Source organism: Arthrobacter sp. NPDC057009 (assembly GCF_042673905.1).
Lineage (GTDB): Bacteria > Actinomycetota > Actinomycetes > Actinomycetales > Micrococcaceae > Arthrobacter.
This window is the reverse complement of record NZ_JBHUSB010000010.1, coordinates 85839-98008: the sequence shown is the minus strand read 5'-3', so window position 1 is coordinate 98008 and position 12170 is coordinate 85839. Positions and strand designations below refer to the sequence as shown.

Annotated in this window: 13 protein-coding genes; 6 read left to right on the top strand and 7 right to left on the bottom strand. The window is 67.8% G+C overall.

Going from position 1 to position 12170, the window contains the following annotated elements; all coding sequences use genetic code 11:
- The first annotated feature begins 10 nt into the window (after nucleotides 1–10).
- Nucleotides 11–1552: a dihydrolipoamide acetyltransferase family protein gene (locus tag ACFTR6_RS12440; protein WP_377958143.1), complete on the top strand. Its 1542-nt coding sequence runs from the start codon at nucleotides 11–13 to the stop codon at nucleotides 1550–1552.
- A gap of 113 nt (nucleotides 1553–1665) precedes the next feature.
- The gene (locus ACFTR6_RS12435) at nucleotides 1666–2295 is read left to right on the top strand and encodes a phosphatase PAP2 family protein (protein WP_377958142.1); all 630 of its coding nucleotides are present in this window, start codon (nucleotides 1666–1668) and stop codon (nucleotides 2293–2295) included.
- A 3-nt stretch (nucleotides 2296–2298) separates the two neighbouring features.
- Here the strand turns inward: ACFTR6_RS12435 and ACFTR6_RS12430 are convergent, their stop codons facing one another.
- The 3 genes from ACFTR6_RS12430 to ACFTR6_RS12420 form a co-directional block, all read right to left on the bottom strand.
- Nucleotides 2299–2640 (bottom strand): hypothetical protein, encoded by a 342-nt coding sequence (locus tag ACFTR6_RS12430; protein ID WP_083706281.1) that lies wholly within the window; start codon nucleotides 2638–2640, stop codon nucleotides 2299–2301.
- Nucleotides 2641–2802: 162 nt separating this feature from the next.
- Nucleotides 2803–3234, bottom strand: coding sequence for a universal stress protein (locus tag ACFTR6_RS12425; RefSeq protein ID WP_377958141.1), 432 nt, complete (start codon nucleotides 3232–3234; stop codon nucleotides 2803–2805).
- Nucleotides 3235–3291: 57 nt separating this feature from the next.
- Nucleotides 3292–4587: a PLP-dependent aminotransferase family protein gene (locus ACFTR6_RS12420; RefSeq protein ID WP_377958140.1), complete on the bottom strand. Its 1296-nt coding sequence runs from the start codon at nucleotides 4585–4587 to the stop codon at nucleotides 3292–3294.
- Nucleotides 4588–4711: 124 nt separating this feature from the next.
- On the opposite strand from ACFTR6_RS12420, the gene ACFTR6_RS12415 reads away from it, so the two are divergent.
- Nucleotides 4712–5626: an isocitrate lyase/phosphoenolpyruvate mutase family protein gene (locus ACFTR6_RS12415; RefSeq protein ID WP_377958139.1), complete on the top strand. Its 915-nt coding sequence runs from the start codon at nucleotides 4712–4714 to the stop codon at nucleotides 5624–5626.
- Here the strand turns inward: ACFTR6_RS12415 and ACFTR6_RS12410 are convergent.
- Together ACFTR6_RS12410 and ACFTR6_RS12405 are read right to left on the bottom strand one after the other, a co-directional pair.
- Nucleotides 5623–6552: a GerMN domain-containing protein gene (locus tag ACFTR6_RS12410; protein WP_377958138.1), complete on the bottom strand. Its 930-nt coding sequence runs from the start codon at nucleotides 6550–6552 to the stop codon at nucleotides 5623–5625. The genes ACFTR6_RS12415 and ACFTR6_RS12410 overlap by 4 nt on opposite strands.
- A gap of 215 nt (nucleotides 6553–6767) precedes the next feature.
- A complete protein-coding gene (locus ACFTR6_RS12405) occupies nucleotides 6768–7334 on the bottom strand; it encodes an NAD(P)H-dependent oxidoreductase (RefSeq protein ID WP_377958137.1) in 567 nt (188 codons plus the stop codon).
- Nucleotides 7335–7458: 124 nt separating this feature from the next.
- Between ACFTR6_RS12405 and ACFTR6_RS12400 the strand changes: the two genes are divergently transcribed.
- On the top strand, nucleotides 7459–8100 hold the full coding sequence (locus ACFTR6_RS12400; protein WP_377958136.1) for a TetR/AcrR family transcriptional regulator: 642 nt from the start codon (nucleotides 7459–7461) through the stop codon (nucleotides 8098–8100).
- A gap of 57 nt (nucleotides 8101–8157) precedes the next feature.
- The gene (locus tag ACFTR6_RS12395) at nucleotides 8158–9210 is read left to right on the top strand and encodes a Gfo/Idh/MocA family oxidoreductase (RefSeq protein ID WP_377958135.1); all 1053 of its coding nucleotides are present in this window, start codon (nucleotides 8158–8160) and stop codon (nucleotides 9208–9210) included.
- Nucleotides 9211–9287: 77 nt separating this feature from the next.
- On the opposite strand, the gene ald is transcribed toward ACFTR6_RS12395, so the two are convergent.
- The gene (gene ald / locus ACFTR6_RS12390; protein ID WP_076799561.1) at nucleotides 9288–10406 is read right to left on the bottom strand and encodes an alanine dehydrogenase; all 1119 of its coding nucleotides are present in this window, start codon (nucleotides 10404–10406) and stop codon (nucleotides 9288–9290) included.
- A 235-nt stretch (nucleotides 10407–10641) separates the two neighbouring features.
- Between ald and ACFTR6_RS12385 the strand changes: the two genes are divergently transcribed.
- Nucleotides 10642–11859, top strand: a complete 1218-nt coding sequence (locus ACFTR6_RS12385) for a CdaR family transcriptional regulator (RefSeq protein ID WP_076799562.1) — start codon at nucleotides 10642–10644, stop codon at nucleotides 11857–11859.
- A 20-nt stretch (nucleotides 11860–11879) separates the two neighbouring features.
- On the opposite strand, the gene ACFTR6_RS12380 is transcribed toward ACFTR6_RS12385, so the two are convergent.
- The gene (locus tag ACFTR6_RS12380) at nucleotides 11880–12155 is read right to left on the bottom strand and encodes a hypothetical protein (RefSeq protein ID WP_377958134.1); all 276 of its coding nucleotides are present in this window, start codon (nucleotides 12153–12155) and stop codon (nucleotides 11880–11882) included.
- Between the last annotated feature and the right edge of the window lie 15 nt (nucleotides 12156–12170).

Below are 12170 nucleotides of genomic sequence, written 5' to 3'. Positions count from 1 at the left end.
CGAGGATCCCATGACGCTTAACAAGTTCAACCTCCCCGACGTGGGTGAGGGCCTGACCGAGGCGGAGATCGTTTCGTGGAAGGTCAAGCCCGGCGACGAGGTGGCCATCAACGACGTCCTGTGCGAGATCGAAACGGCCAAGTCCCTGGTGGAACTGCCGTCTCCCTTTGCCGGGACCGTCACCGAGCTGCTGGTCCCGGAAGGTGCGACCGTCGACGTCGGAACTGCCATCATCAGCGTTTCTGACACGATGCACGGTGACCCCACGCCAGCCGACGCTCCTTTGCCGGCAGAAACGGCCCTGATGTACGGGAAGCTCCCGGCGGACGCCGGGTCTGCCGCTGCCGGTGAAAAGTCCGACGGCGGAGCTGCCGCCGGCGGCCTTGCCGCCGGACCGCTGGTGGGTTCCGGTCCGAAGGCCGACGCCGTGAAGCGGCGCCCGCGCCTGACGCGGACAGCGATTCCGGCAGACACAATGCACGGTGCTCCGGAGGTCGAACCTGTCCAGCCCCGGTCCGCCGAGGAAGTGCTCTCGGACGGTCCGGCCAGCGCCGGGCCGGTGACGGGGCATGCCGTGACGCGGCGGCCCGAGTGGACTCCCGCCATCGAGGCCGGCAAGCCGACCCTCGGCGGGGCAATCTCCGGACTCATGAACAGGGTCCTGGCCAAGCCGCCGGTGCGCAAGATTGCCCGCGACCTGGGCATCGACCTTGCCGACGTCGTGGCCACGGGCGCGCGCGGCGAGGTGACACGCGAGGACCTGGTCAGCTACCAGGCCCAGCGTGATGCGGAAGTGGACAAGGCCGACACCTTCTGGGGAACTTCAGGCCGTCCGCAGGAGCAGCGGATCGAGCGGATCCCGGTTAAGGGCGTCCGCAAGGCCACCGCCAAGGCCATGGTGGAGTCGGCATTCTCCGCGCCGCACGTGAGCATCTTCGTGGATGTGGATGCCAGCCGCACCATGGAATTCGTCAAGCGGCTCAAGGCTTCGCGGGACTTTGAGGGCATCAAGGTCTCCCCGCTGCTCATCCTGGCGAAGGCAGTCATCTGGGCGGCGGCCCGGAACCCCAGCGTCAACGCCACCTGGGTGGACAACGCGGACGGCAGCGACTCCGCCGAAATCCACATCAAGCACTTCATGAACCTGGGCATCGCCGCGGCCACCCCCCGCGGGCTGATGGTCCCGAACATCAAGAACGCCCAGGACCTGTCCCTCAAGGAACTGGCGCTGGCCCTCAACGAGCTCGCCACCACCGCACGTGCCGGCAAGACCCAGCCCGCGCAGATGCAGGGCGGCACCCTGACCATCACCAACATCGGCGCCCTCGGCATCGATACCGGTACCCCGATCATCAATCCGGGCGAAGTGGCCATCGTGGCGTTCGGCACCATCAAGCAAAAGCCGTGGGTCCTGGACGGCGAGGTCATTCCGCGCTGGATCACCACGCTCGGCGGATCCTTTGACCACCGCGTCGTGGACGGCGACCTCTCAGCCCGCTTCATGGCCGACGTGGCCGCCATCCTGGAAGAGCCGGCACTGCTGCTCGACTAGCCCGCCAGGCCGCCCGCCCTGCCCGACTGCACGGCCTGCTCGACGGAAGGGGGCCCGGCGGGGTACCCTCCGGGAAAAGGGGGATGGACCGGACAGGCAGGGACGGGGTTCCCATGGACGAGGATCGCGGGATCGTCAGCATCCGAGTGAAGAACCGCGTGGCCAGGGTCATCACGGAGGCCCTTCAGCCGCCCGTCACCGTGGGGCTGCTGCTGCTCCTCAGCCCGGCAATGGAACCAGGCTATCCGGGCACCGTCTGGTTCGGCGCGGTGGCGGTGCTGTTTGTATGCGTGCTGCCGCTGGCCGCCGTCGTTCTCCTGGTCCGGCTGGGCAAGGTGACGGACCACCACGTCAGTGACCGCAGGCAACGGGCTCCAGTGCTGGCCATGTCGGTGGTCTCACTGCTGGCGGGGCTGGCCGTGCTCCTTGCCATCAACGCCCCCTACAGCGTCATCGTGGTGGTGCTCGCGATCGTGGGCGGCGTGGTGGTTCTCGCCGTCATCAGCCTGTTCTGGAAAATCAGCGGGCATGCCGGTGCCACCGCACTGACAACGGTCATCTCGGTGCTGATCCTGGGCGTCCAGTGGCTGCCGTTGCTGCTGCTGGTTCCCGCCGTCGCCTGGTCCCGGGTGGTGCTGCGCGCCCATACGGTGGCGCAGGTTGTTGCCGGTGCCGTGGTGGGCGGCGGTGTCACCGCCGGGCTCTGGTGGCTGCTGCGCGAGCTTCTGGTCCGGCTCGGCTGAGGCTTAGTAGGCGGCGTAGGAGTTGGCCAGCAGCTGGGCCATGGCCGGATCGGTGGACAGGCCGGCCATGCTCACCGCTGCGGCCAGCATGACGCCACATACGGCAGCGATGCCGGTGCTCACGAGCGTGAGGAACTTCCAGTCCTCGCGCACGACGCTCTTCAGCGTCTCCGGCAGCTGCAGATCGGGGGAGATGACGTTGGGGGCGCTGTCCACGGTGCCATCGTCGAGGAGGGCGATGACGCGGCCGGCAGAGCGGTCCACGCGCATGGCGCTGATGTGGTTGCCGTGGCGGGCGAGGAGGATGTCGTGGCCGACGAGGTGGCGCCGCTGGAGTGTAAGCACAGTATTCCCCTGAAAGGTAGTTTTTGGGTTGTCCGCACCATCGGGGGCACCTCCAATTTTATCTTTCGAGGCATGCCGGATTGCCGGAAAACGGGGTGAGACTGCCCACCCGCCCGGGTGATCCGCGTCAAATCAGGCTGTACTGTGCCGGGCTGGCTCCGGTTAATCCGCTCCGTAGGTGTTTGCGATGTAGACGTCGCAGGAGGCACTGTGGGCGACGCTGTTGGCCACACTGCCCAGCACGCGTCCCAAGCCCTGCATGCGGCGGTTTCCCACCACGATCATCTTCGCCTCGAGGCGGTCCGCCTCCCTGACGAGGGCCTCGGCCGGCTTGCCCCGCGCCGCGGCGTACGTGATGTTCAGCCCGCCGCCGGCCAGGCCGGCCGCCACATCCAGGGCCACCTTTTCGGCTTCCCCGGCGTCTGACACGATCCATTTGTCACTGCCGCTGCCGAAGACCTCGGTCCGGTCGGTGTCGAACGCGGACACGACGTGGAGCCGGGCGTCCAACGCTGCGGCCAAATCCCGCGCCACTTCCGCCGCCTTGTGGGCGGTCGCGCTTCCGTCAACACCCACGATGATGGTTCCCGCCATGGCGATTCTCCTTTGAATACCGTGAATAAGGCTTGCTGGTCCGTTCGCTGCTCCAGTTTAGGCCAGCGCGTCTATGGCCTCCTGCAGCACCGGTGCCAGGCGCCGTACACCCTCGCTAATGGCCTCCGGCGGAACCGCGCTGAACGCCAGGCGGAGCTTGTTGGACGGCTCATCCGAGTGCGTGAAGGCGGCGCCGGGAATGAAGACGACGCCGGCATCGATCGCTTTTTGGAGCAGGGGATAGGTGTCCACGCCCTCGGGCAGCGTCACCCACACGAAGAACCCGCCCTGCGGCCTGGTCCAGCTCAGCCCCTCCGGCATGTGCTCCTCCAGCGCCGCCAGCATTGCGTGGCAGCGCTCCGCATACAGCCCGCGGTACGTCTCGATCTGGCCCTTCCAGTCGTAGTCCCGAAGGTAGGCCGAGACGAGCATCTGGTTCAGCGTCGGCGGGCAGAGCGTCACCGCTTCGGAGGCCAGGTAGTAGCGCCGCTGCAGGTGGGCCGGAACCAGGGCCCAGCCGATGCGCAGGCCCGGGGCAAAGATCTTGGAGAACGAGCCCATGTAGATGACGTCGTCGGGGTTGCCTGCCCGCAGCGGTGCCAGCGGCTCGCCGTCGAACCTCAGCAGGCCGTACGGGTTGTCCTCAAGCACCAGGATGTTGGCACGGCGGCAGATGCCCACGATCTGCTGCCGGCGCTCCTTTGCCAGTGTGATGCCTGACGGGTTGTTGAAGTTGGGGATGGTGTAGAGGAACTTGATGTTTTTCCCGGCGGTCTGGAGCGCCGCAATCCTGGCCTCGAGAAGCTCAGGCACCAGGCCGTCGTCGTCCATGGGAACGGACTCCACCTGGACCTGGTAGGCCTCGAACGTGTTCAGCGCCCCCACATAAGTGGGTTCCTCGACGAGGACCACGTCGCCGGGGTTGCAGAACACCTTGGTGGCCACGTCCTGCGCGGACTGCGAGCCGGCGGTGATCACCACGTTCTCCGGCCTGGCGTCCAGGATGCCCTCCGCGGCCATGACTTCGCAGATCTGCGTCCGCAGTTCCTCCGTGCCCTGGCCGCCGCCGTACTGAAGAGCCGTGAGGCCGTCCTCGGCGATGATCCGGGAGGCTGTCCGGGCGAGCCTGTCGAGGGGCAGGGACTGCAGGTAGGGGCTGCCGCCGGCCAGCGACACCAGGCCCGGCCGCATGGAGATGTCGAAAACGTCCCGGACCGCCGACTGCTTGATGTTCGCCGCGCGCTCGGAGAAGAGTTCGTCGTGGCGGTGGGCTGATGTCGCGGCCCGCTCGATGGCGTCAATGGCTTCGGCGGGGAGGACGGCTGCGGCGGCGTCGAGTGTCTCGTGGGTCACAGTCCCAGAGTACAGCCTTTGGTTGCTGGTTAGGCAACAGCTGTTGACGAAAGAATGTGCTGGTTTTCCAGGCCGGGAACGCACACGGCTTTACCTCCGACGCCACAAGGCATGGAATGGAGCCATGACGTCACCTGAGCCCTCACCCGCAATGTCAGAGCGAGCAGCATTGCAGTCTGCAGCGTCGCAGTCCGCCGCATCGCAGTCAGCCAGGGCGGACGCCTTCCGCCGCATGCACGAGGGCGGCGCCGTTCCCCTGGTGCTCGTGAATGTGTGGGATGCGGCATCGGCGCGCCTGGTGGAGAAGGCGGGCGCGCGGGCCATTGCCACCTCGAGTTCGGCCATCTCCTGGAGCCTCGGGTTCCCTGACGGCAGCCACATGCCGCCGGGCCTGGCATTCGACGTGCTCCGCAGGATTGCCGCGGCCACGGGCGTCCCGGTAACGGCCGATATCGAATCCGGGTATGCGGGCTCGGACGGCAGCTTCGACGACGGCCGGCTCCGGCAGACCGTGGCGGCTGTGCTCGAGGCCGGCGCGGTGGGAGTGAACCTCGAAGACTCGGGCGGTGTCCGCCTTACGGGCATCGGCGAGCAGGCCCGCCGCATCCGTCTGGTCCGCAGCATCGCGGCGGACTCCGGCGTCCACCTTTTCATCAATGCCCGGACGGACACGTACCTTTCCGGGCAGTTCGGGGATTCCGCCTTCGACGAGACCCTCGCGCGGGCCGAGGGTTATCTTGCCGCGGGGGCCGACGGCATTTTCGTTCCCGGCGTGACGGATCTGCACGTCCTGCATGAACTCAGCCGGCGGATACCTGCGCCGGTGAATGCCCTCGCAGGCGTCGGTTCGGCGTCGGTGGGCGAACTGCACGACGCCGGTGTGCGGCGGGTCAGCATCGGCGGCAATGCGGCCAAAGCGGCATATGCTACGGTCTCCCGCGTGGCGGCCGAAGTCCTGGGCGACGGCAACTGGTCGGAACTTGCCGGGGCACCGAGCCACGCCGACATGGATGCCCTGTTCACCCGGCAGGACGGCTAACGGAGGCCAAGAACTTCTGCCAGCGGCACGCCGCTGACATAGATCTCAGCCCGGACGGCCCCCACGGCCGTGACGGCCGTATGGGTGAGCTGCGCTTCGATCCGCGGCAGATCGCAGACGCCGCCGGGCTGGACCGCGCCAGTCAGGTTCACCACCACAGTGGTGCCGTCGAGGTAGCCGGAGACGTACTGGAGCGAGGACGCTGACAGCGCGTTGTACAGCCCGCTCGCCGGCGGTGCGTCCGGACCGGACAGCAGCCTGCTCATGGCGGCCTGCAGCGGCTCGCTGATGGAGGAGTCCGCGTTGCGGACCGCCACCAGGCTGTCATTGCAGCCGAAGCGCACGCCGGACCTCCCGCCGTCGTCGATCGCCACGTAGTAGACAGCAGTGCCTGTTCCAGTCCCCGGCGACGTGGAACCGGGCAGCGTAGAACCCGGTGCTGTGGAACCCGGTGCTGTGGAACCCGGCGCTGTGGGGCCGGCGGAAGCCGGGCCGGCTGCGGCACCGGAAGCAGGAGCCGGCTGCTGTCCGGCTTCGCCCGGCAGCTGTGCCTGCGGGTCGGGGACGCCGAGGCCGCCGGACGGAGGCCCGCCCGGCCCTGATCCACCGGCGGCGGGGGCGCCGGCCGTCTGGCCGCCGGGGTCCGATCCTCCGGGGACTGCCGACGCCGTGCCGGTGGGAGGAACGGCTTCAGAATCCCCTGCCACCGTTCCCTCGCCTGTGGTGCCGGAACCGGAAGCCAGGCCGGAGCCCGCGCCGGGCAGGCTGGCCGGAGGCGCCGGGCGCGGTTCGGGTGCCGCCGCAGGGGAGGGCCCGGCGTCGTACACGTTCTGGGAGGGGGCACAGGAGGCGAGCCACAGGGGGAGTGTCAGGCAGAAGGCGGCAACCGCCGTCGTCAGCGGTCTGACTCCCCAGCTTGACTTCATGACTGCACCGCACTCCCTGCCCCGGCACGCCCCGTACCTCAACGTTACGGCGGGGCGGCGGGCCGGGGAACGGTGCCCGGGTGTCAGTTTGGCCGCAGCTCAGTCACGGATTGGTTGCAGCTGCCGTGGCTGCCCTGCACCGTGCCCGGAAACGCCGCACGCCCCGGGCCTCCAGTGCAGCGGAAGGCCGGGGCGTGCGGAAGGGAAGGCGCTGCTTAGGCGGCTGCGCCGGCAGGCTCGACGGCGGCAAGGGCATCGAAGAGGCCCTTGATCTGCTCGACAACCTCGGCGTCGTCCTTCGGGTGGGTTTCCGCGAAGCGGACCATGGAGCCGGGGACGGCGAGCTTGGCGTCTTCCAGGACGCGGGCGCCGGCAATGCCGACGGCCTTGCGGGCCTCATCCTGGGCCCAGACGCCGCCGAACTGGCCGAAGGCGGTGCCGACGACGGCCGTGGGCTTTCCGGCGAGGGCGCCGGCGCCGAACGGGCGGGACAGCCAGTCGATGGCGTTCTTCAGCGAGGCGGGCATGGTGCCGTTGTGCTCAGGGGTGACCAGCAGCAGGGCGTCGGCCTGGCCGGCTGCCTCGCGCAGGGCGGTGGCGGCGGCGGGGACCTGGCCTTCGACGTCGATGTCCTCGTTGTAGAACGGGATGTTGCCCAGGCTCTCGTGGATCACAATCTCGATGTCTTCGGGGGCGTTCAGCTGGATGGCTTCGGCAAGCTTGCGGTTGTGGGAGTCGGCGCGGAGGCTTCCCACCAGTGCGAGTACGGTGCTCTTGGACATGTGAACTCCTTGGGTCCTGTCGCGGAACGCTCCGCGGCGAGTGGTTCTTGGAGGCGTTTGGTGCCTTCACCCAGACTAAACGGACTACGGTCCGGATACTATTCCCGGGTCTAGAATATTTTTTGTGAGCCTCATCCCAATCCGTTCCGGATCCGCGCCTGGTGCCGGGTCCGCGCCGGGATCTTCTGCCTCCGGGGCGGAACGCAGCGATGCTGCCCGCAACCGGGAGCTGCTCCTGTGTGCTGCCCGGCAGCTCGTGGAGGAATGCGGGGCCGACGGCCTGACCATGGACAAGCTGGCGGAGCGGGCAGGCGTGGGCAAGGGAACTGTGTTCCGCCGCTTCGGCAACCGGGCCGGGCTCATGATGACCCTGCTCAGCGACGCTGAGGCCGAATTCCAGGGCCGCTTCATGTTCGGACCGCCGCCCCTGGGGCCCGGAGCGCCGCCGCTGGAACGGCTGATCGCCTTCGGCGCCGAACGCATCCGCTACGTCATGGAGTACGGCGAGCTGGCGAGAGCGGCTGAAGCATCCCTGCACAACAGGTTCGAGGCCCCGCCGGCAGTGCTGTGGCACCGGCACATCGAGTACCTGTTGCGTTCGGCGGGCTTTGACGCGGACCCGTGGCTGATGGCCATGTCCCTCAGCGCCACCTTGGAACCGGAACGGCTCCTGCACGCTGTCCGCGGCCAGCATGTTTCACCCGAGCGGCTGGCAGAGTCCTGGCGCGAGCTGGTTACCCGCATCCTGCGAAGCGCGGAAGGCTGAATACCTGATAGCCGAATCCGGCTGAAGCAGGACCGGTCCAGGGGGTAGCGTGGCAGCATGAGCACCGAATCCTCCGCCCCCATCCGCACGGCTGTCGTGGGCTTCGGCCTGTCCGGCCGGGTTTTCCATGCCCCGCTGATCGCCACGAACCCCAGCTATTCGCTGGAAGTCATCGCCACCTCGAACACCGGCCGGCAGGCGTCTGCCCTTGAGCATTACCCGGGTGTGAAAACAGTGCCCGACGCCGAGGCCGTCCTTGCGCTGGCCGCCGACCTTGATCTGGTGGTGCTGGGGACTCCGCCGGCCACTCACTACCCGCTGGCCAAGGCCGCGCTCGAGGCCGGCCTCGACGTCGTCGTGGACAAGCCGTTCGCCGTCACCAGCGGCCAGGGGCAGGAGCTGATCGCGCTCGCGGAGCGTCTGGGGCGGGTCCTGACGGTGTTCCAGAACCGCCGCTGGGACGGGGACTACCTCACCGTCAAAGCCCTGCTCGACGGCGGCGTGCTGGGGGAGGTCATCCGGTTCGAATCACGCTTTGAACGGTGGTCGCCCGAGGTTTCCAAGGCGTGGAAGGCGGAGGCCACGGCGGCCGACGGCGGCGGCGTCCTGTTCGACCTCGGCACCCACCTCCTGGACCAGGCCCTGCAGCTCTTCGGCCCGGCCACGGTGGTCCATGCCGAGCTCCAGGCCCGGCGTCCGGGTGAAAAGACGGATGACGACTGCTTCGTGGTCCTGCGGCATGAGAGCGGTGTGCTCAGCCACCACTGGATGAACATGCTCTGCGCCCAGCAGGGGCCGCGCTACCGGGTCCTCGGTTCAAGCGGCGGCTACACCAAGCACGGCGTGGACCCGCAGGAGCCGTACATCGTCGCCGGCGGGAGCCCGCTGGATGCGGAGTACGGCGTGGAGGCCGCCGAATGGGCCGGGCAGCTGGGCCGCGACGGGCACCTCGACCGGCTGCCGACCGAACGGGGGAATTACCCCGAGTTCTACCGGATCCTCGCGGCCAAGATTTCCGACGGCGGCGCCAACTCCTCCTTGCCGCTGCCGGTGGACCCGGCCGGCCCCGTCGAAGTCCTGAAACTGATCGAGCAGGCCAGGTCGCTTTAAACACCCATCGGCTGCTCCGTATCTGCCGTATTGGAGGTCCAAAAGGGCAGGTACGGAGCAGCCGATGGTGCCGGAGCTTACGCGGAGACCAGTTCGTGCCAGTCCGCCACGAGGGGCAGGTTGTGCGCCTCAGAGACGGAGTGGTGTGCCACGTGGCCTGCCGCGATGTTCAGGCCGGCGGCGAGGGCGGGGTCCTTCTCGAAGGCTGCCTTGACGCCGAGGTTTGCCAGCGCCACACCGTAGCGAAGCGTGACGTTGGTCAGCGCGTAGGTGGAGGTGTTCGGGACGGCGCCGGGCATGTTGGCCACGCAGTAGAAGATCGTGTTGTGGACCTTGTACGTGGGTTCCTGGTGCGTGGTGGGGTGGGTGTCCTCGAAGCAGCCGCCCTGGTCCACGGCGATGTCCACGAGCACCGAGCCCGGCTTCATCCGGGCCACGAGTTCGTTGGTCACCAGCTTGGGGGCCTTGGCGCCGGGGATCAGGACGGAGCCGATCACGAGGTCGGCGTCCACCACGGACTTCTCGATCTCGTACTTGTTGGAGGCCACGGTCTTCAGGCGGCCCTGGTACTGGGCGTCCAGTTCGCGCAGCCGGTTGATGTTGATGTCCAGGATGGTGACGTCGGCGCCGAGGCCCAGCGCCATGGCGGCGGCGTTGGTTCCCGCTACGCCTGCGCCCAGCACGACGACCTTGGCGGGACGGACACCCGGAACGCCGCCGAGCAGAACACCCTTGCCGCCGGCAGGCGCCATGAGGGAGGTCGCACCCACCTGGACGGACAGCCGGCCGGCCACCTCGGACATGGGTGCGAGCAGCGGCAGCGTGCGGCCTTCCTGGACGGTCTCGTAGGCGATGGCGGTGACGCCGGAGTTGATGAGCTCCTGGGTCAGCTCGGGCTCGGCGGCCAGGTGCAGGTAGGTGAAGAGGATCAGGCCCTTGCGGAAGCGGTGGTATTCGGCCTTGATGGGTTCCTTGACCTTCATCACCATGTCCGCGCGGGACCAGACCTCGTCGGCGTCGGCGATGATTTCGGCGCCCGCGATGGCGTATTCCTCGTCGGTGATGCCGGAACCCAGGCCCGCGCCGCGCTCCACCAGGACCGAGTGGCCGTGCGTGCGGAATTCGTGAACGCCGGCGGCGGTGATGGCGACGCGGAATTCGTTGTTCTTGATCTCTTTGGGGATACCGATGATCATTTTTTGGGCTCCAGATTCGATGGCTGCAAAGGCCGGAATGTGTGCGGGAAGTTGTGATTCCAGAATAGATCCCGCTGTGAGGCGCACTACAGGAACCGGATGCCCCGCCCTGAGTTCAACCGCGGATTTCCGGGGTTTTCAAACACGCCGGCTCGACGATTGTCGATCCCCGGAGCGTCAGGTGTCGCCTGATGTCCGTTCGCCCGGAGGCTGCTGCGCGACGTAGTCTTTCACCATGCAGCAGGATGTGGAGCAGCTCGTGGAGCGGGTGGCCCTTAAGTTGGGCCGGGGGCTTTCCCTTGAGGACCTTGACGGCGTTTTGCTCGCCTACAGCTCCAACCAGTCGCACGCGGACAGGGTCCGGGTGAACTTCCTGCTCAGCAAACGCGTGCCGTTGGACGTCAAGAACTGGCAGCTCTCCCACGGCATCGCCACCGCGGTGCGGCCGGTGGTGGTGCCCGCGAACGAGGAACTGGGCATGCTCGGGCGCGTGTGCGTCCCGCTCCTGGTGCGTGGATTCCGGGTGGGTTATCTGTGGGTGCAGCAGGACCTGGAGGAACAAAGCGCGACGGCGATTCTCGCCGAACTGCCGGGCGTCCGGGATGAGCTGGACCTGCTTTCCGGACTCCTGCTGGATTCCAACACTGCGGAATCCGAGTTCCGCCGGAACCGCGAACGGGAGTTCCTGGCAGCCTGCGCCGGGGAATCGAATGCGGTTGCCGCGGTGGCGGGCTGGAAGGAAGTGCAGGACCGTGGGCCCTGGCAGCTGGTGACGGTACTCGACGCCGACGGCTGGAGGGCGGGTCCGGACCCGATCGCCTCGACGCTCATCCACCGGGCCGCGGCGCTGCAGGCGACCATCGGCGTGGATGCCGCACTGTTCAGCGCCGGCGCGGAAACCCATTCGGTGGTCCTCTTCCGGGAATCAACCGGGCGCGCCAGCCAGGCGCAGGTCCTGGTGCACTACCAGCTTGAGCTGGCCAAGCGTTCCGGCAGGTCCGTGGAGCGGATCATTCTCGGGACCAGCGAGGGTTTCACCCGGACCAAGGAGCTGGCGGAAGCCTACCGGCAGTCCAGGATTGCTGCCCAGGCTGCTGCCGTTGACCCGCGGCTCGGTGAGCTGGTGGATTGCCGGGCCACGGGGATTTACCAGCTGCTGGCATCGGCAGGCGGCGGGGCGGGGGTCTGGAGCGACGCCGGTTCCGTGAACTTCCAAGCCCTTGAGGACCACGACCGGAACGGGGAGCTGCTGCCCGTGCTGGAACTGCTCTACGACAATGACGGCTCCGTCCAGGACGTCGCGGAAAAACTCCACCTGCACCGGAGCAGCATCTACAACCGCCTGGGCCGAATTCGACAGCTGCTGGGCGTGGATCCGCTCAAGGGAATGGTTCGGCTTGAACTGCACGCTGCCCTGAAGGCGCGGCGCTGGGCGGCAAGGCCAAGGATCTGACGCCAGGGAGGCGGTGGGGACTAGGCGGCGTTGCCTTCGCCGCCGGGCAACTGCTCGGAAGGACGCTCGCCGGCCCGTTCCCGCGTGGCGCCGTCGGGAAGCTGTTGCGGCAGGCCCTGAAGCTGCGTCCGGGACTTGGCGACGCGGCTCTGGACCCAGAGGGAAACTGCCACGAAGACCACGCAGCTGGATGTGAAAATTGCGGTGTTGCTCAGGCCCATGACCATTCCGAGGACAGCCGCCACACCCATAGCGGCGATGCCCGCCACGATGTGCAACCCCCTGAATCTCACCACGAATAAAGAGTAACC

What these genes read in the sequence shown, in the direction of transcription:
- ACFTR6_RS12425 (WP_377958141.1), bottom strand. Translation starts at nt 3,234, where the DNA reads ATGGCGGGAACCATCATCGTGGGTGTTGACGGAAGCGCGACCGCCCAC.
- ACFTR6_RS12435 (WP_377958142.1), top strand. Translation starts at nt 1,666, where the DNA reads ATGGACGAGGATCGCGGGATCGTCAGCATCCGAGTGAAGAACCGCGTG.
- ACFTR6_RS12410 (WP_377958138.1), bottom strand. Translation starts at nt 6,552, where the DNA reads ATGAAGTCAAGCTGGGGAGTCAGACCGCTGACGACGGCGGTTGCCGCC.
- ACFTR6_RS12405 (WP_377958137.1), bottom strand. Translation starts at nt 7,334, where the DNA reads ATGTCCAAGAGCACCGTACTCGCACTGGTGGGAAGCCTCCGCGCCGAC.
- ACFTR6_RS12395 (WP_377958135.1), top strand. Translation starts at nt 8,158, where the DNA reads ATGAGCACCGAATCCTCCGCCCCCATCCGCACGGCTGTCGTGGGCTTC.
- ACFTR6_RS12385 (WP_076799562.1), top strand. Translation starts at nt 10,642, where the DNA reads ATGCAGCAGGATGTGGAGCAGCTCGTGGAGCGGGTGGCCCTTAAGTTG.
- ald (WP_076799561.1), bottom strand. Translation starts at nt 10,406, where the DNA reads ATGATCATCGGTATCCCCAAAGAGATCAAGAACAACGAATTCCGCGTC.
- ACFTR6_RS12415 (WP_377958139.1), top strand. Translation starts at nt 4,712, where the DNA reads ATGACGTCACCTGAGCCCTCACCCGCAATGTCAGAGCGAGCAGCATTG.
- ACFTR6_RS12440 (WP_377958143.1), top strand. Translation starts at nt 11, where the DNA reads ATGACGCTTAACAAGTTCAACCTCCCCGACGTGGGTGAGGGCCTGACC.